Source organism: Mesorhizobium sp. M0923 (assembly GCF_040319365.1).
Lineage (GTDB): Bacteria > Pseudomonadota > Alphaproteobacteria > Rhizobiales > Rhizobiaceae > Mesorhizobium.
In genome coordinates, this window is the sequence record NZ_JAMYNW010000015.1 from 94,139 (window position 1) to 111,626 (window position 17,488).

At 61.6% G+C, this 17,488-nt stretch carries 14 protein-coding genes and 3 pseudogenes; 11 read left to right on the forward strand and 6 right to left on the reverse strand.

Translation table 11 applies throughout. From position 1 onward, the window contains the following. The first annotated feature begins 34 nt into the window (after positions 1 to 34). From NKH89_RS23745 to NKH89_RS23770, 6 genes and pseudogenes are all read left to right on the forward strand, one after another. Positions 35 to 1,252, forward strand: a complete 1,218-nt coding sequence (locus NKH89_RS23745) for a cytochrome P450 (protein ID WP_352910159.1) — start codon at positions 35 to 37, stop codon at positions 1,250 to 1,252. 40 nt (positions 1,253 to 1,292) lie between these two features. After that, a complete protein-coding gene (locus tag NKH89_RS23750) occupies positions 1,293 to 1,505 on the forward strand; it encodes a ferredoxin (RefSeq protein WP_352910162.1) in 213 nt (70 codons plus the stop codon). A gap of 345 nt (positions 1,506 to 1,850) precedes the next feature. Next, positions 1,851 to 2,471, forward strand: a complete 621-nt coding sequence (locus NKH89_RS23755) for a nitrogen fixation protein NifQ (protein WP_502896934.1) — start codon at positions 1,851 to 1,853, stop codon at positions 2,469 to 2,471. Positions 2,472 to 2,736: 265 nt separating this feature from the next. Then, positions 2,737 to 2,843 (forward strand): annotated as a pseudogene (locus tag NKH89_RS35855) (ABC transporter permease); the annotation flags it as partial. Positions 2,844 to 3,246: 403 nt separating this feature from the next. Then, entirely contained in the window at positions 3,247 to 4,092 is an 846-nt protein-coding gene (locus tag NKH89_RS23765) for a tyrosine-type recombinase/integrase (RefSeq protein ID WP_352910165.1), read from the forward strand. Between the two features lie 4 nt (positions 4,093 to 4,096). Then, on the forward strand, positions 4,097 to 5,290 hold the full coding sequence (locus NKH89_RS23770; protein ID WP_502896930.1) for an IS91 family transposase: 1,194 nt from the start codon (positions 4,097 to 4,099) through the stop codon (positions 5,288 to 5,290). A 666-nt stretch (positions 5,291 to 5,956) separates the two neighbouring features. Here NKH89_RS23770 and NKH89_RS23775 read toward each other — a convergent pair. The 6 genes and pseudogenes from NKH89_RS23775 to NKH89_RS23800 all read right to left on the reverse strand — a co-directional run bounded on the left by NKH89_RS23775 (position 5,957) and on the right by NKH89_RS23800 (position 11,416). Further along, positions 5,957 to 6,376 carry an IS1634 family transposase N-terminal domain-related protein gene (locus NKH89_RS23775; protein WP_352910168.1) on the reverse strand — a complete coding sequence of 140 codons (420 nt, stop codon included), beginning with the start codon at positions 6,374 to 6,376 and terminating at the stop codon, positions 5,957 to 5,959. 1,225 nt (positions 6,377 to 7,601) lie between these two features. Next, positions 7,602 to 7,715 (reverse strand): exopolysaccharide production repressor protein, encoded by a 114-nt coding sequence (locus NKH89_RS23780; RefSeq protein ID WP_352910170.1) that lies wholly within the window; start codon positions 7,713 to 7,715, stop codon positions 7,602 to 7,604. Positions 7,716 to 8,938: 1,223 nt separating this feature from the next. After that, positions 8,939 to 9,154, reverse strand: coding sequence for a hypothetical protein (locus NKH89_RS23785; RefSeq protein WP_352910173.1), 216 nt, complete (start codon positions 9,152 to 9,154; stop codon positions 8,939 to 8,941). Positions 9,155 to 9,350: 196 nt separating this feature from the next. Then, positions 9,351 to 10,184 (reverse strand): annotated as a pseudogene (locus NKH89_RS23790) (SDR family oxidoreductase). A 79-nt stretch (positions 10,185 to 10,263) separates the two neighbouring features. Then, on the reverse strand, positions 10,264 to 11,250 hold the full coding sequence (locus NKH89_RS23795; protein WP_352910176.1) for an aldo/keto reductase: 987 nt from the start codon (positions 11,248 to 11,250) through the stop codon (positions 10,264 to 10,266). After that, complete coding sequence (locus tag NKH89_RS23800; RefSeq protein ID WP_352910179.1) at positions 11,222 to 11,416, reverse strand: twin-arginine translocation signal domain-containing protein; 195 nt, start codon at positions 11,414 to 11,416, stop codon at positions 11,222 to 11,224. The genes NKH89_RS23795 and NKH89_RS23800 overlap by 29 nt, the downstream gene beginning before the upstream one ends. Before the next feature lie 203 nt (positions 11,417 to 11,619). Between NKH89_RS23800 and NKH89_RS23805 the strand changes: the two are divergent. The 5 genes and pseudogenes from NKH89_RS23805 to NKH89_RS23825 all read left to right on the forward strand — a co-directional run bounded on the left by NKH89_RS23805 (position 11,620) and on the right by NKH89_RS23825 (position 17,479). Beyond that, positions 11,620 to 12,509: pseudogene (locus NKH89_RS23805) on the forward strand (LysR family transcriptional regulator). Between the two features lie 419 nt (positions 12,510 to 12,928). Continuing rightward, positions 12,929 to 14,314, forward strand: a complete 1,386-nt coding sequence (locus NKH89_RS23810) for a metallophosphoesterase (RefSeq protein WP_352910182.1) — start codon at positions 12,929 to 12,931, stop codon at positions 14,312 to 14,314. After that, the gene (locus NKH89_RS23815; protein ID WP_352910185.1) at positions 14,311 to 15,339 is read left to right on the forward strand and encodes a GTPase-associated system all-helical protein GASH; all 1,029 of its coding nucleotides are present in this window, start codon (positions 14,311 to 14,313) and stop codon (positions 15,337 to 15,339) included. The genes NKH89_RS23810 and NKH89_RS23815 overlap by 4 nt, the downstream gene beginning before the upstream one ends. Next, a complete protein-coding gene (locus NKH89_RS23820; RefSeq protein WP_352910187.1) occupies positions 15,339 to 16,397 on the forward strand; it encodes a TRAFAC clade GTPase domain-containing protein in 1,059 nt (352 codons plus the stop codon). Before NKH89_RS23815 ends, NKH89_RS23820 begins: the two co-directional genes overlap by 1 nt. Then, positions 16,394 to 17,479 carry a TRAFAC clade GTPase domain-containing protein gene (locus tag NKH89_RS23825; protein ID WP_352910190.1) on the forward strand — a complete coding sequence of 362 codons (1,086 nt, stop codon included), beginning with the start codon at positions 16,394 to 16,396 and terminating at the stop codon, positions 17,477 to 17,479. Before NKH89_RS23820 ends, NKH89_RS23825 begins: the two co-directional genes overlap by 4 nt. Positions 17,480 to 17,488: the final 9 nt, after the last annotated feature.

Consider the following 17,488-nt stretch of genomic DNA (forward strand, 5'->3'; position numbering starts at 1 on the left):
ATCGAGCCATGAACGCCAATGTAGAGAAAGCAAAATGGCGACCAACCCCGTTCCAGATCATGTCCCGCCCGAAATGGTGAGGGACTTCAGCCTGTTTACGTCACCAGGGATGTCACCGACGCCCAACGGGGATCCGCAAGCAGCCGCCGCTTGCGTACATGCCGGGCCGCCGATCTTCTATTCGCCCTGCAACACGCGCGATGGGCGGGGTACCTGGGTCATCACTCGCGCCAGTGACCAGCGCCGGGTGCTGCAGGACGCCGAAACGTTTTCGAGCCATCGCAGCATCTTCGCGTCCGCGCTTGGCGAAAACTGGCCGATGATCCCGCTTGAGCTGGATCCGCCTGCCCATGGCGTTTTTCGCTCACTACTCAATCCGCTGCTTTCGCCAAAGCGGGTGATGGCTTTGGATCCGGCTGTCCGCGAACGGGCGGTCGAGCTGATCGAAAGGATCGCCGCGTCGGGCACAAGCTGCGACGTCATGCAGGATTTTGCATTTCCTTTCGCGGTGAGCATCTTCCTTCGCTTTCTGGGGCTGCCGGATGACCGACTCGACACATTTGTCGGCTGGGGGAAGGATCTGCTTCACGGTAACGATGTGAAACGCCCGGCGGCGGCCCGGACGATCGTGGCATTCATCGACGAACTTGCAGCCGTGCGCCGCGAGGAGGCGGTTGACGATTTCATGACCTTTATCGTGCAGGCACAGGTCGAGGGCCGCCGGCTGACCGACACTCAAGTCCGCGGCATCGGCGTGCTTGTCTTCGTCGCTGGGCTCGACACAGTCGCAGCAGCTATAGGCTTTGACTTGGCCTATCTCGCGCGCAACCTCAAAGATCAGCAATTGCTGCGGAGCGAACCGGACCGGATCGTGCTCGCGGCCGAAGAATTGCTGCGCGTCTATCCGACCGTTCAGTTGATCCGCGTGGCAAGGAAAGATATCGACTTCGAAGGCGCGCCGATCCGGAAGGGGGACTATGTTTCCTGCGCCACGATGATTGCCAATCGTGACCCGGCGGAATTCGAATGCCCTAACACGATCGATTTGGAGCGCGAGGACAACCGCCACGCCGCCTTTGGCTATGGTCCCCACCGTTGCCTTGGCTCACACCTTGCCCGGCGGGAGATTGTCATTGCCCTGGAGGAGTGGCTGGCGCGCATCCCGGCCTTCCGGATCAAGGAGGGTACGGCACCCATCACCTCTGGTGGCCATGTGTTCGGGATCGAAAATTTGATCCTGGACTGGTCCTAGGTCCGCCCCGAGCCGGGGCACAGACAATGGAGGCAGCTCCATGCGCATCATCGTCCAAAATGCCAAATGCCAGGGTCACGCGCGATGCGCGGCGCAAGCGCCGGACATCTTCAAGCTTGATGAGGAGGGTTACATCCTGCCTGGTGACATTGAAGTTGCGGAAGGGGAGGAGCTGCCTGCATCGCGAGGCGCGCGATCCTGTCCTGAACGTGCGCTGGAACTCGACCGTACACCGGCTGCGCGGGTTGAATAGGACGTCATTCAAGTCGGGAGTCAGGCGGGCTTGAATGGGGTCGACCACGTGGCCGCACTGGAAAGAACAGCACGCGACCTCTGTCCCAGCACGGTCCACGTCCAACTCCGCGGGGGCATTTCCAGCGCCAGTGTTCCCCTGAGGCGCAAACGGCAGGGCGGGGGTTCGCGAAACACCTCTTCCAATCACAGAATTTGCGACAGAGCCGATGGACCAGACGAAAATTGCCGAACTACTCGACCGCGAGGCGATCCGCGACTGCGTATACCCGAAGAACTGCCCGACCCATGTTGCGGCAGGCCGGGTCTCTGCATGAGTTGATATGACAAACCGGGAGAACGCACCATATTTGCCCAACATTATGCCCGGCTCAGCACCGGCCAATGGCCGCAGATCGAGCTGGAGAGGAGGTTCGACCAGCATGTGCTTGCCTGTGTGCTTTCACGTGCGCTCGAGGAGATCGAGGCCGGCGAGGCGACGGCGACGGAGGCAACCGGACTTTCGCGCGCCGAGCTGCGCGATGTCCTGGCCCGCTGTTTCCCTGCTATTCCTATCAACGCGTTTGCCTTGGAAGAGGTGAGCGAGCCCGAGCCGGATCTGGAGGAAGAACTTCTGCATGGACTGCTGCTGGCGCATGCCCGACCTGGCGACCCGACGAGCGCCCGCTTCGCCAGGATCATCGCCCGGCGTGCCATGCGAAATGACCACCTCTGGCAGGACCTTGGCCTTTTTAATCGAAGCGACCTCGGCTGCCTGCTCGCCTCGCATTTTCCGACGCTGGCGGCCGGCAACACCCAAAAGATGAAGTGGAAGAAATACTTTCACCGCAAGCTCTGCGAGGCCGAAGGTTTTTCGCTGTGCAGCGCGCCCAGTTGCCGGGAATGCAATGATGTCGAAAGCTGCTTCGGCCCGGAGGAAGGCGAAAGCCGCCTCACACGGATTAAGAACGGCATCGCCTCGGATTGAGAACCGCTTTCGTCTGTCGTACAGCCGCAGCGCTCGCGCCGCGCCATATGTCTCTTGTCGAATGTCGACTGACCCCTTCGGGGATTGAATGCTGTGCCTGCTGTCCGATTACTCGCCATACTCGCTTCGGCGGGCGCCGTCATGATGGCGGTGCAGGATGCGACCCGCACCATCGCCGCCGAGCAACTGGTGTTCTCCGGGCCGTTGCTGCTCGCCTGCCTGGCGGTTGCGGCGCCTGGGCGGCCGCGGTTCACCGCCGTCATTGTTCGCGCTGGTGCACAGTTTCGCCTCGCTCACCATTGGGGCGGCCAGATTGTCTCCGGCGTGGCCATCAATTTCGTTGCTGCCGGCTCCGCCATCATTCTCGGCCAGGTTCCGGCAGGGCGCGCGCTGGGGTTCCTGGAAGCTTTTCGAACTTTCTGGATCACGCCTCAACCCGAATTGCGTGTGCTTGTTGGACAAATTAGGTCACTAGATTCGGATTTAAGATAGATTCAGGAGGCTTCGAATTTCTAACGCTCGCGACCTCGCAGGTCATTCACGTCAGCACGAAGGCGTTTAACTCTACGTGTCTTATTGGCAGCTATGCGCCGCATGCACGAACCCGCTGCGCGGGAGAGTCGCCTGGTTCTGAGATGGCGCGGTATTCATAGGCCTTGAGCTGGTAGAGGCCGCGATCCGACCATGGAGTTCCCTTCAACGAGAGGAACTTGCCATGGCTACCTTGTCGACCGACGCTCCGATCACGCCACTTCGCCAGCGCATGCAGCAAGACATGCTGATGCGGGGCCTGGGACAGCATACACAGCAGGATTACGTCCGTCATTTCCGGCGCTTTGCCGCTTTCCTTGGCCGCGCGCCCGACACCGCAGCGCCCGAGGACATCCGGCGCTTCCAGCTGTATCAGCACGAGAACGGCGTGGGCCCTGCGACGATCAACGGTGCGGTTTCGGCGCTGCGCTTCCTGTTCACGGTGACTCTGAAGCGACGCGATCTGGCGCGCGCGCTGGTGGTCACGCGATATCCACGCAAGCTGCCCGATGTACTGAGCGTCGAGGAAGCGGCGCGACTGCTCGAGGCGGCGCCAGGCATCAAGTACAAGGCCGCGCTCGGTGTCGCCTATGGCGCGGGTCTGCGCGTGTCCGAGGTCGCGCATCTGAAGGTCGACGACATCGACTCGACACGCATGCTGATCCGCGTCGAGCAGGGCAAGGGACGCAGGGACCGCAACGCCATGCTGTCGCCGCAACTGCTGGAGTTGCTGCGGCTATGGTGGCGCGAAGGCAAGCGGCGCGGGGTGATGCTCCCGCATGGCTGGCTGTTCCCGGGGCGCAGTTGCATCGCGCCGATCTCGTCGCGTCAACTTCATCGCGCGGTCCAGGAAGCAGCCGAAGTCGCCGGCATCCGCAAGCGCGTCAGCCCGCACACGCTGCGTCACAGCTTCGCCACTCACCTGCTTGAGCAGGATGTCGACATCCGCGTCATCCAGGTGCTGCTCGGGCACAGCAAGCTCGATACCACCGCGCTCTACACCAAGGTCTCGACCCGGACGATCCACGCGGTCGCAGGGCCGCTCGACCGGCTGATGGCGCTGATGGAAAGCAAGACGCCGCCCGGCTGAACCGGTGCGCGCGGACCTGGAGGTCGCCGATATCTTCCGTGCCGCCGGCCCCGGATACCGGGTCGCCCACGCAGGGCATCTGAGCCTGCAGCAGCTCAAGGTCATGTCGGCGATCGAGCACTGCCGCACCGCTGCTTTGGGTGGTCATGTCGAAGCCTGCGCGGACTGCGGCCAATGGCGGATCGCCTACAACAGCTGCCGCAACCGGCACTGTCCCAGGTGCCAGGGCGCGGCCGCCCGTACATGGCTCGCCGAGCGCGAAGCCGACCTGCTGCCAGTCGGCTACTTCCACGTCGTGTTCACGCTGCCCGCCGAGGTCGCCGTCATCGCGTTCCACAACAAGGCGCTGGTCTATGATCTGCTGTTCAAGGCGGCATCGGAGACGATGCTGACGATCGCGGCCGATCGCAGGCACCTCGGCGCGCGCATCGGCATCACCGCCGTGCTCCACACATGGGGCTCGGCAATGACCCACCATCCCCATGTCCACATGATCGTGCCGGGCGGCGGCATCGCGCCGGACGGGTCACGCTGGATATCGTCGCGGCCGGCCTTCCTTCTCCCAGTCAAAGTACTGGGCAAGCTGTTCCGCCGTCTGTTCCTGACCCGGCTGGTCGCGCTGCACGACGCCGGTCGGCTCGCCTTCCTCGGATCGGCGGCGCACCTGGCCGACCGTCGGGCCTTCCTGCGTCATCTGAAGCCTGTTCGCAGCAAGCGCTGGGTGGTCTATGCCAAGCCGCCCTTCGCCGGCCCCCAAGCGGTGCTCGCCTACCTGTCGCGCTACACTCACCGGGTCGCCATCTCGAACCGCCGCCTGATCGCCTTCGACGAGGCTGGAGTCACCTTCCGCTACAAGGACTATCGCCGCGACGGTGCCGAGCGCCAGCGCGCCATGACGCTTGCCGCCGACGAGTTCATCCGCCGCGTCCTGCTCCATGTCCTGCCGTGTGGGTTCCACCGCATCCGTCACTATGGGCTGCTCGCCAGCTCCGCCCGCAAAGCCAGCCTCGCACTCGCGCGCGAACTGCTGAACGTCGCTCCGCCGCCCCAAGACGACACTCCGGAAGAACCGGCTGACGTCCGCCCGCCTTGCCCCTGCTGCGGCGGACGCATGGTCGTCATCGAGAGGTTCGAACGGTGGTGCCAGCCTCGTGCACCGCCTGCCTCAAGAGCGCCGAACCGGGAGAACGCCCCATGACCCGGCATGGCCAAGTTGCTCGTACGACCGCGCCACGCCGACGCCGGTCAACGGGATGTTATGTGCACGTTGCCGTGGCGCCGGTCGTCACGCACACCAATCCCGTCGGAATCAACAATACACGCTCTGCGACCTGGCCCAGAAGCCGCTTCCACGACATGCCCACCGCATCCTATGCGGAAGTTCGCCCCAGGCGCTGGCACACCCCGAAACACAAATCCCCATAGCTCACCGCGTGCGGCACGCGGGTTCCTGCATGAGAGACTTTCGTACGCCTGACGGCACCCGAAACCCTTCAGCATGTCCGCCGTTAAGGTCCCCTTCGTTGTTTCCCGAAAGCAGGCATTCGGCTTCAAGCGGCATGATGTCCGCGTTTGACCCGATGCGGTCATCCCGTCTATCCACTAGGATGGCGTGTCATCGGGGAAAGCAGACGTTCATGCCCTCAGCTTGGATTGGCTTTCCGTTCATTCCGCTGCGAAGGTGGCCCGACCGACTCCATTTCCCCAAAGGGCGCTAGCCAGCGCTCCGATTTTGGCCTCTACTGGATCATGCCAGATGTGCGCATCCAGCAGACAAACGCTGGGCGCGTGCAAGCCAATGTTACCGTTACTCCGCGTCCATCCGCGTCTTTCGCGCCAGTAGTTCGTCAATGCTGCGGTGCCACTACACTGGTAGTGTCAACAGACGCGTTCTTTTTGCGGCGTTCGCTAGCGCGCTTCCCAGAGCGAGGGTTTTATCGCGCTCCGTGTTTAGCGCGGCCTCAAGGTTTTTGATCTGGATGAGGAAGGCATCGCGTGTGCTTGCCGCCGACCGTGTCTTGATCTGCTGCTCTTTGAGTTCGGCCTTCAGCGCCTTCACCTCGGCCTTCAGCGTCTCGACGTCGGGTGCCACTACGCCTGTAGTGTCAACAGACGCAGGCTTGCCGATGTCGCGCAGATGGGCGAAGCGGACCGGATCGGCGCGCAGCGCCTTCTCCACGGAGCGGTAGGGGCCAAGGTTTGCGATGATGCGCTGCCGCACCTTGTCGCCTTGGCGATAGGTCTCGATCAGTTGGTGGCTGTAGCCACGCGTGCGAACGAACATGGGATCGGGTCTCCGTGCCGAAAGATGACCCTGCACAAGTATGCCACTACGCTTGTAGTGTCAACATCGCGTGGCGATGAGAGGTTGTCGGCGCATGCCCTTGACTGGCCGCTGCGTAGACCCCTTGCATCCCAGAGGGCATTTTCCGTTATTGGCGAGCCGACTGTCGCCGCAAAGAACGATGCAGGGGTCATCTCCTTCATGTGCGCCATTGGTGCTTTTGATCGGTTAGCGCCGCTTGAGCTTGTTTGCCGTGGCGGCGCGAACCGAGCGGTTCAAAGGCGTTCCAAAGGTATTAATTCTATCTGCCGTTCTGTCCTCGATGACGAACTCCCAGCCCCTGCCGTCAGGGCTCTCACGCGGCCTGACTTCAGCGGTCGAGTAATTGTGGATCGTCACTCCGCCATTGTTCCGTTCTAAGGCTTTGTAATCATTTCATATTCGCCGTTTATAGGGAGATTGCCCCATACATTGTCCCTAACTAAGGACTATGCGCCCAACGGCTCTTTGGGTCTTCCGGACAAGATACCCCGGCACCCCCTAAAATGGGTCCCGTGTTCGCTGCCAATAGTCCCGTCGTGCCACGTGGGCCGGACGTATGGGTTGGGGAGGGGAGCCCCCCTTTTTTGGGTCCCATCCGAAGCGTATTGGGGCCTTTTGGAGATCGGGCGCGGCGGGTATACGGCCAGCCTTTGGAAGCCGCATGCGCACCGAACCCAGTCGGGCAATTAGTTTAAACTCACGCCGCGTTTCGTCCTTCGAATGGCGATAAGCCTTGTTGCGACCGCGAGCTTGGCGACTGCGATGACTAGCACGGTGGCGACACCGAGCCGAACGGGGATGAGCGTGACTGCGATCTGGCCGGCGCAACCCACCGATCTCGAATATGACGAAGGCTACTACTGATATGCCCGCTTCATCCCTCCTGGCGAGTGCTCGTCAGGGCGTTGCGATTGATTAGCTTGGCAACATAATATTTGCGGGCATGCGATTGGCTTACTCGCATGAAGGGGAGCAGATGGACATCACCGCATATGGCATCGGTCAGTTCGCAGGCTAGACCTAAGCTGCCGGCCTCATGGAATTTTGCGGAACCTGGCATGTCTGCGTCGTTGTGGTGCAGGTTGACCGCGTCCAAAGGAGCGCGATCATTGTCGACTACCCAACCAGTTCGCGGCGACAAGCTCCACGCTCTGACTACGGATGGCGCGTCCCCGCTACAGGTTTAGCGAGACTTTGCCTTGGAGGTGGCGCTTCTCCGCTGGGTGCGGCCTAACCGCCAGATTAGAAACAGCACTGACGCGAAGTAGCCAACCTGCGCCAGAACCAAGCAAACCACTGTTTGACTAATGTAGTCCAGATCGAGCCAGAGATAATGTAAAAGGAAGTCGCAACCACCAGGAGTGTGACGAGAAGTCCACAGAGAAAAAGCGGAAATGACATCACCGGCGCCGCTTGCTTACCGCGAGGGGGCGGGATTCATGCACAGCACCCCAAGGCCCAAATCGTGGCAGATATCCAAGTCTTTGCGAGTATGGTCGCACTTGAGAAACCTCACGGGCCGCAACATCTCTTCCTGATCCGCCTGGTGGGGTCTACCCTAAGAAGATGGTGGCGACCGATGGCTAATCGTGTTCTGGCGCAGTTGGACAATCTGGAGACGAAGCTGCCGGCGCCGAATAAGCCGTTCAGATAACTGCAAACCAAGGGAGACGAAAAGGAAGCTCACCGCTTACTGGAAGCCGATGGTACCAATCCTGATGGCGAAGACATGGTGATTAGGCGGGTTGTCGTACCGGCTACAGATCAAATCACTCGAACCGCGTCCTCCGCGACTACAGTCCATCAGTATACTTGAGCCAGCGCGCCCCGGAACCCCAGCACCCCCCTAAAATGGGTCCCATGTTCGCTGCTATAGGTACGGGTAGCGGACCCCGCGCGGGCCCTCGCCGGGCAGGACCTCGAACGAGTAGCCCCAGCGACCCCCGTGACGGAAACTTCAAGGCGCGCCGCAAGTGGAAGTGGCCTCGCAAGTAGCGGCCCCGCACGCGGTGCCCGCTGCGTTGCAGCGATGGATGATCTGTCCCCCAGTGGCCCCCGGTTTGCAGCAACCGCCCGTGGTGCAAACACTCCCCGCATCCCCCGGGCCATTGCAAGTCAGAACGTGTGGTAAGTCGGCCGCCAGTTTAGTGCCCAAAACAGGTGATGACATCTTCATAGTTGAGTCGCTGGAGGACAGGCTGATGCCGACCAAATGCGACGTTCCTCGCTCTGAAGCGACCGCGCTAGAGCCTGCGACAAAAGCAAGGGCAACCAGACCAAAGCCGAGAGCGTGTAGTGTCATAATCTCCTCCTCTTGTAAGTGCTTGCAGTCGCACTATAAGCTATAGAGGCTGCGGCGTAAATATTTCTCGCAATAGCCGTTGCCCTTCGGGTTGGAGAACAACCATTTCCAAGGGGCACCCTTCCACTGGGTCAGCTCGTTCAGCTCGGCGGGCGACACGCCTTCCGGGCGACGCGAGCGCCAAGATTTCGACGACCTTGCCGCGCGGGGCTTTCTCGTCAATTGCAGCGGCCCGGCAGCGCGACGACGATGCGGTCGAAGTTGGCTTTGACTTTGGCGGCGGACTGGCTGGACGCCGTGTCGATGACCTTGAAGCCGTCGCTGGCGCTTTTGGCGGCCTTCGTCATGTGCCGACCGAAAGCGTCAATTTCGGTGACGTTCGTCCCGGCATTGGTGATGACGAGGCTGGTTATGATTTGCCGGGTTTCAACCATTGTCGTGATCGTCTCCGTTTATCAGCCGTGGCCTTCTGGCGTGCATACTTGTCAAAGTCCGCTGGGAAGGTCGCGCGATTGGTCTGGGCGCTGGCGGTGAATGCGAACACGGCGCCAAGGAGAGAGACGGCTAAGGCCGTTAGCGAAATGCGTGGTCTGGCAATCATGGAGGCGTCCGTCCGTTCGGATTGATGTTTCAGGACAAGTCAGTTGAGCGAGACAGGCCGTCATGAGAGCGCATGTCGTTCAGACGGGCTTCGACCGCAGCGTTGATCGAAGCGAGCGCGTCGCCGCCGCCAGCGAAGACCTGCGGCGGGTTATCCATCTGGCTCACCGCCACGAGCGCGGCCCCGAGCTTGGCAGGGTCTCCGGTCTGCTTCCCATCGTAAGGCGACCACATCGCTTCCGCCGTGCCTTCCGGTGCGTAGTCGGCAACGGTGCTCTGTGCGTATTTCACATTGCGCGTGTTCAGCAGGTCCGTGGCGAAGAAGCCCGGTTCGACGACCGTTATCTTGATGCCGAACTGGCCGACTTCCTGCGCCACAGAAAGCGAAAGGCCTTCAACAGCAAACTTGGCCGCGCCATAGGCACTGCAGTGCTTCAGGCCCACCACACCGGCGACAGAGCTGATGTTGATAATGTGGCCTGATCGCTGCTGGCGCATTACGGGGAGCACGGCGCGCATGACATAGGCAACGCCCCAGAAATTGGTGGCGAATTGCTGCTCGAACTCCGGGGTCGTCAGCTCCTCGAAATTCCCAAGGAGGCTGTACCCAGCGTTGTTGACGAGAATATCGATGCGGCCAAATTTCCGAACGGCTTCATCGACTGCGCTTTTGGCCTGTTCCTCGCTCGTAACGTCGAGCTGGACGAAGGCGAGATTGTCGTCGACGACATCCTCAAAAGTGCGCTACAGCTTTTGAAGATCGCGACCGGAAGCCACCACCCGATCACCCGCCTTCAGGGCCGCCTTGGCGGTAGCTCTGCCGATGCCGCTTCCGGCGCCCGTTATGAACCAGACTTTACTCATTTGCTTCGCTTCCCTTGGCGACCGGTTTTTTGAAAGCCGAGTGGCTGCCACCCTGCCAACCACACGGTCAGCGCCAGCCTCAGACTGATGTGTCCACCAGCTCCATCTGTGACGGGTTCATGCGCCCGCCATGGATGGTGATCCTGGAAAGTGCCGTATTGATTTCCTGCAGATCGGCAGGCGTCAGCTGGACGTTAAGCGCGCCCAGATTCTCGTTGAGGTGGTCTTGGTTGCGGGTGCCGGGGATCGGCACGATGAAGGGCTTTTGCGCAAGCAGCCATGCGAGGGAGACCTGGGACGGCGCCGCCCCCTTCTTTGCCGAGAACTGCCGCAGGAACTCGACGATCGGCATATTGGCGGCAAGATTCTCGGGACTGAAACGCTCAAAGGTGGTGCGGATATCGGTCTTCGGGTCCAGCTTCGTGTTCCCGTCCATCTTTCCGGTCAGGTAACCCATGCCTACCGGCCCCCATGGGACAAAGCCGATCCCCAGCTCTTCGCAGACGGCGAGCACACCATTGTGCTCGGGGCTGCGCTCCATCAGCGAATATTCTGTCTGCACGGCCGAAACCGGCTGAACGGCATGAGCCCGGCGGATCGTGCGAGCGCTCGGCTCAGAGAGACCGAAATGAAGAACTTTGCCTTCCTTGATCAAATCCTGGACCGCGCCGGCTACATCCTCGATCGGCACGTTCGGGTCGACACGGTGCTGGTAGAAGAGGTCAAGGCGATCGGTCTTAAGACGCTTGAGGGACGCCTCCGCAACGCGCTTGATGCGTTCGGGGCGGCTGTCCAGACCGATGGTGCCGTCGATAGCAAAACCGAACTTGCTGGCAATCTTCACCTGGTCACGGATGGGCGCAAGCGCCTGACCGACCAGCTCTTCGCTGGTATAGGGGCCGTAAACCTCAGCGGTATCGAAAAATGTGACGCCGCGGTCGTGGGCTGCACGAAGCACCGCGATACCCTGCTGAATGTCAGCCGGCGGACCGTAGTTGGCGCTGATGCTCATCGCACCGGCGCCGATTTCCGAGACCTCAAGGGTCCCTAGTTTCCGTGTTTTCATCTTTGTCCCCTTGGACGTCGCGCTCCCTTGGTTTGCTTCCTGAGCCTGAGCGGGGCGAAAGCAGCCACGACGTCGCCCCTACCGTCACAGCGGCTCCGATCAGGGTCGAAGTCGTCAGAAAGTCCCGGCGGCTCAGGGCTCGCGGTCCGTGTCTATTGCTTTCCATAGCTCTATCCTTTTGAAGTTGTTGTAGAAGCGAACGCGCGGCAGCAATAAGTGGCGAGATATATTTCCAGATATTCTGACAAACACTTCGATTTGCCAGTTAAACCGGTTCTTTTGCCGCCGATTTCCCTATCCAATCTAGTGCATATGAACTCATATGATAAGGTGGTATAAAGGTATTGGTCTTATAAACTGGGTCTATAAATGGCACGGCAAAGCGTGGACGATCTCATGGCTTTTCTGGCGGTTGCCCGCGAGGGCAGCTTTACGCGCGCCGCCGCGAAGCTGGGCATTTCGCAGCCCGCCCTGAGCCACACCATCACGACTCTTGAAGCGCGGCTTGGGCTGCGGCTGCTCACCCGGACGACACGCAGCGTCGCTCCCACCGAGGCCGGCGAGCGTCTGCTCGAAACCCTGGGACCTCACTTCGACGGGATCGAGGCCGGGCTTGCCGCTCTGACCGCTCTGCGGGACAAGCCTGCAGGTCGCATTCGCCTCACGTCAGTGGAGCACGCATCGGCTACGATCCTGGCTCCGGCGCTGGCCAAGTTATTGCCCCGCTACCCCGACATTCAGGTTGAGATCAACAATGACTATAACCTGGTCGATATTGTCGCGGAGCGGTACGACGCCGGGGTGAGATTGGGCGAACAGGTTGCCCAGGACATGATCGCCGTCCGCGTGGGACCCGACTTCGGAATGGTCGTCGTCGGCGCGCCGTCATACTTCAAGCAGCGGCCCAAGCCGCTCTTGCCACATGATCTGGCCGGTCACGCCTGCATTGCGCTCAGGCTGCCGACTTCGGGCGGTCTGTGGTCATGGCCGTTTGCGAAGGATGGTCGAGAGCTCAAGGTGCGGGTTGAAGGGCCTCTGGTTTTCACACCATCACCCTCATGATCGACATGGCTCTGGCAGGTCTGGGGCTGGCCTACGTGCCGGAGGATCAGGTGAGCGACTATCTGAAGAAGGGCCGCCTCGTGCAGGTGCTCGCCGACTGGTCTCCTCCTTCTTCAGGCTACCACCTTTACTATCCGAGCCGTCGGCAGCCGACCCCGGCGTTTGCACTGCTGGTCGACGCTCTACGCTACCGTTAGTGATAAGGGTGTACAACCGCGCACCTCTGACGAGGGCGCTCAGTTGGGCAGCAGCTCGCGTACTGAGCGGCAGCGATTGTGATGTACATTCCAATTTGGCGCGCCGGACGAGATTCGAACCTACCGTCTGTTTCCAACGCTAACGAATGTCTGCTTTCTTGGCTTTGCTCTCGAGAAGCGGCCAGTCCGTTCACGGCCCCAGAACTGCCAGTCAGCAACGCGCCTTCTCTGTCGCCTTCCTAGGCGTTTCTATAGCTTCCCATAAGCTGCCGTAGAGTCAGGCTTGCAATTCTGCAGATTCGCCGAAAGAGGAGGCATTCATTTAGTCATACCCGCTGGCATCGGCCGCTTGGACCCACTATGTTCCGGCTTGTAGGGGAAAATAGAGCTAGATCGGCTCTGCCAGGGGGAAAGACAACTTGAAGGCAGTATTCGTTCACCTGTCCGATATCCATTTCGGCCAGGAAAGGGACGGCGGCACCAACGCTGAGAACGCGGACGCGAAGAAACGCCTAATTGAGGACGCGCGTGCTGAGGTCGGCAAGCTCGGCGGCAAGGTTCATGGTGTGATCGTGACCGGCGACATCGCCTACTCCGGTAATGAAGACGAATACGCTCTTGCGGGGCAGTGGCTCGCCAACCTCACCGATGCGATCGGTTGCGAGCGGTCCGACGTTCAGATGATCCCGGGAAACCACGACATTGATCGGGGCAAAATCACGGACATGATCGAGACAATCCTCTTCGCGATCCGCGAAGGTGGAGACGAATGGCTCGACCGCAACCTCGACAACCAGGACAGCTGCAAGGTCCTCTATGAGCGGTTCGACGCGTACAAGGGCTTTGCCCTTGATTATCGCTGCGAGCTTGATCTCAATGGCGGAATCTCCACCAGCGCAAGGCTCGAGTTCGCCCCGGGACGCGCCGTCCGGTTCGTACGGCTGAACTCTGCCCTTATCTGTTCCAGCAAGAAGGAGGAGGGCAAGCTGATCCTCGGCGCGCGGCAACGCACGCTACCCATGGAAGAAGGAGAGGAGATCGTTGTGCTATCCCACCATCCGCTCCATTGGTTCCAAGATTCCGAAAAAGCGCGCGGATTCCTGCAGGGACGCGCCCGCGTTTTCATCTCTGGACACGAGCACTTCCCAAAGCTCGAGATCGTGGATGTCGAGAACGGCTGTCAGCTGATGATGCTCGCTGCCGGTGCCACCGCGCCCGACCAGGTCGACGACAGGTACACGTACAAATACAACATTCTTGCATTCGAGTGGGACGAAGAGAACGACGCCCTCGCGGTCTCCCTCAACCCTCGGACCTGGGATGGAAGCGTCGCTCGGTTCCGGCGGGACGACGAGTTCATGGATCGCAAGGACGAACGCCAGGTCCTCGGATCGCCCAACTTCCGAAGGGCGCCGAAGCCATCAGACCACGAGGAACTGGCCGCGGCCGTTGGGGAGCTCGTCGAGGAGCCGTTGGCTGCAACCGAGAGCGAGGCGCCGGGAGACGAGCATCCTGCAGCCGCACCGGCTCAGACCGGAGAAGCAGGCGAGGCAGGCATCGAGGTGGTTGAGGCTGAGCCTTCGCAGGACGTCCGAGATCTGCAACTCCGCTTCTTCCAGGAGCTTTCGCAAGGCGCCCGGCTGACAGCGTTCGTCGACTTCGGCGTCGTCGCCCAGATCAAGGGCAGGATCGATCATGCGATGGAGAGGCGCTTGTTCCGGCGCGCTGTCCGTCAGGGAATGGCCAAGGAGATCGAGCAGCTGTTCGACCAGGCCAAGTCAGGAAAGGGGGGCTCTGAAGCATGAGCAGTATGGCCAAGTATGCCCAGATAATCTGGGCGGACCCGACCAACGAGGATGTCCAAGACCGGAACAAGGCGGTGGAGACGCTCCGCGCGCAGATTTCGAGCATGGCGACGCACAAGGCGATCGAGCTCGCCGCGGCGATTGCCGGCGGATTTGGTGGCGCGGAACTTCCCAAGGGCCTTGCCCAGCAGATCGAGACGGCCATCAGCGACGAAAGCGCGGCCTTCGTTCTCAAGGGTAAGGAACTGCAGGCGCAAGTTTGCCTAGCGGTCGCGGCGTTCGCTACCGTGCAGGGTCCGGTCGCCGAAAGCTCTGGATGGACGACAGCGGATGCCTTAGCAGCATCGCTCTGGTCGGCGCTGACGCTGCAGGACCAGTCCGAGCATGCCAAGCTCGAGGATCTGAGGAAGGACCTGATCGAGGCGTGTCGCACACGGGTCGGGCGAGTCGCCAAGGCCGCTCGTAAGCGCGTGGACGTGCCCGATGTCGGCACGCTCACGATTCCCGACAGCGATCCGGCGGGCAGCCGCGCGAACACTGCCTACAGGAAGGCGACCGCGCCCGTGATCGCAGCGTTGAAGACCAACCAGGAGCTTGATCACGAGGAGATCGACTTCCTATGGTGGGCCACCGCGGATTACAGCGAGATTCTCGATTGTGCGCTTGGCGATCGGGAGCCTTTCACACGGGCGATCGCTAGCGGCCTCGAAGGCGCGACCATGTTGTGCCGCCTGCCTGGCGATGGCCTCCGTCACGCCGTCCTCCGTCAGGTGGGCGCTTCCGAGAGTATGTCGCTCGCCGCCCTGATCGTGTCGCTGGCCGAATGGCGGACGAAGCTGCGCGAACCGCATGTCAATGGCTGGGCAACCGACTTCCCGCTAGTGTTTCCCCTCATCTCCTCGCTCATCGCTGACGAGCACCAACCTGCCACAGCCGTCGAGCTCGACGCTCGCGGCTGGGGCGCGCGTGCATTGTTCGAGGCTTCAATCGTGGCGATGGAAGACCGCTTTGCTGGAGCCGCTTGATGCGCGGGCCTTGTGAGAACTCGAACTGCACGTTCAACGCGACCGGATCGTGCGTCGTTGGCAACCCGCCGGAGGATTGCTCTCATCGTCCTGTCATCCGGAACGGCGAGGACGATGATCCGAAGGACGAGACGCTGGACGAGGCCAAGGTTGAAGAGGCCGATGACGAGGCGGACGGTAGCATCGCGACCGGCCTGGGCGGCGCCGTCCTGTCAGCGCCCGATGACGACCTGCCCACTTTTCCGGCAAGCCGCACGCTCGGGATTCCGCAGGCCAATGCGATGATGGAGGACCGGCCAACCTGCCTCGTCGGCATTGTCGGCCTTGCGGGCGCGGGCAAGACGGCGGCGCTGGTCAGTGCCTACCTGATGCTCGCCCAAGGGCAGCTCGAAGGATTCTCCTATGCGGACAGCGATACGCTTCGCGCATTCGAGGAGATAGCGAGGGCGAGCAGGACGTGGGACAGGGGCAATCCCCCCGAGCAGATCACAAGCCACACGACCCTATCGAATGACCGTGAGGCAGGCTTCCTCCATCTCCGGCTACGTCGGAGCGCTGACGATCGCCTCTTCGACATCCTGCTCCCTGACCTTCCGGGCGAGTGGTCCCGTGCGTTGATCGACCGCACGGACGAGGGCCGCCTAAACTTCCTCGGCGCGGCCAGCGTGATCTGGCTGATGGTCGATGGCCGGCAGTTCGCGGAGGATGGGCGGGTCGCCAACGCGCGCTACCGTGCGACCCTCTTGATAGAGCGTCTGGCGGATCTGCTTGGTAACCGTCGTCCGCGGATCATCGTCGTCCCGACCTGGCAGGACAAGCAGCCGTTTCCGCAGGAGGAGGCCGATCGTCTGGCCGCTTGCGGGGCTGGGTTCGGCTTCGATGTGGACACAGTGCCCATCGCGTCCTTCTCCTGGAATGAGGAGATGGACCCTGGCCACGGCATTCCGAAGCTATTTGCGCATTCCCTGGCGGCGCGGCCCAGCCCGCCAGAGTTCTGGCCGGAGACCGATCGCGATCACGGTGGTAGGCAGTTGGCGGCGTTTCGGAGGAAGCCATGAACAAGGGCTCGATCATGCTCGTCGGTGGTCCAGCGTCCGGCAAGACGAACTATATCGCCCGGCTTTGGCTCGCCTTCATGGCAAGGAAAGGCCGGCTGCGTGCGCAGAAGCTCCCCGAGAACATCGAGTACGTGAACGACGCGGTCCAGCACCTGCTCGCGCGCAAGTTCGCGCCGAGGTCCGAGCGCAACATGGAGGAAAATGGGCGCCGCGACTTCGTCGTGAAGGCGCGTGGGAATGACGGCGCGGGTCCGGAGCGGGACATCACGGTCCCCGACATCACCGGCGAGCTCTGGAGGCGCGCGATCAAGTCCTACGAGCTACCGCAGGAATGGCTGGATGCGCTCGCGGCCTCGTCGTCCGCGATCCTCTTCGTGCGCGCGCACTCGAAGCTGAACCTCCAGCCGATGGATTGGGTGACCGCGCGTGACCTCCTCATGGGGCACAGCGACGAGGACGACGACGATGAGGAAGATGAGGGCTACGGAGACAACGAGGACGAGGACGGCAATCCGATTCCGACTCCCGCCGCGGCGGCGGCCGACGCGGATGTTGCCGTCGAACCGCCTGAAGGGCAGCCTGCCGAGGGCCAGGTCGAGCATCTGCATGGTGGCGGTGGCGACGCCGGCAATGTTGAGACTGATGCGGAAGAGCAGGAATCCGAGGAGGTGGTCATCAAGAAGGACGGCCTCCCCGCGCAGGTGGGATTCTGCGAACTTGTCCGCTATCTCACGCTCACGTTGGCAGACCGGCCGGGCGGCGCGAAGCCGCGCTTAGCAATCGTGGTGACGGCGTGGGACATGCTCGACGCCGAGGCTAAAGCGGCCGGCCCTATGCGCTATCTCGAGGAACAATTCCCGATGTTCGCTGGTAGGCTGAAGACTCCAGGTCGTCTCGACGTCGAGATTTTCGGAATGTCCATCGTGGGCGGCAACCTGCGGGGCACTGCCAACAAGCAGTTCCGCGATTCGCTGAAGAAGCGTGATCTTTCGGAGGTCGGCTACACGGCGGTCAGGCGTGATGGTGTCGTGGTGGAGGACCCTGACGTAACGCTGCCGCTCGCGTGGGCACTCGGGGACTGAGGGTGGGCG

Bases quoted from the DNA above. Each gene is read 5' to 3' on its own strand.
- NKH89_RS23820 (WP_352910187.1), top strand. From the start codon at position 15,339: ATGCGCGGGCCTTGTGAGAACTCGAACTGCACGTTCAACGCGACCGGA.
- NKH89_RS23815 (WP_352910185.1), top strand. From the start codon at position 14,311: ATGAGCAGTATGGCCAAGTATGCCCAGATAATCTGGGCGGACCCGACC.
- NKH89_RS23765 (WP_352910165.1), top strand. From the start codon at position 3,247: ATGCTGATGCGGGGCCTGGGACAGCATACACAGCAGGATTACGTCCGT.
- NKH89_RS23775 (WP_352910168.1), bottom strand. From the start codon at position 6,376: ATGTTCGTTCGCACGCGTGGCTACAGCCACCAACTGATCGAGACCTAT.
- NKH89_RS23745 (WP_352910159.1), top strand. From the start codon at position 35: ATGGCGACCAACCCCGTTCCAGATCATGTCCCGCCCGAAATGGTGAGG.
- NKH89_RS23785 (WP_352910173.1), bottom strand. From the start codon at position 9,154: ATGGTTGAAACCCGGCAAATCATAACCAGCCTCGTCATCACCAATGCC.
- NKH89_RS23750 (WP_352910162.1), top strand. From the start codon at position 1,293: ATGCGCATCATCGTCCAAAATGCCAAATGCCAGGGTCACGCGCGATGC.
- NKH89_RS23800 (WP_352910179.1), bottom strand. From the start codon at position 11,416: ATGGAAAGCAATAGACACGGACCGCGAGCCCTGAGCCGCCGGGACTTT.
- NKH89_RS23825 (WP_352910190.1), top strand. From the start codon at position 16,394: ATGAACAAGGGCTCGATCATGCTCGTCGGTGGTCCAGCGTCCGGCAAG.
- NKH89_RS23795 (WP_352910176.1), bottom strand. From the start codon at position 11,250: ATGAAAACACGGAAACTAGGGACCCTTGAGGTCTCGGAAATCGGCGCC.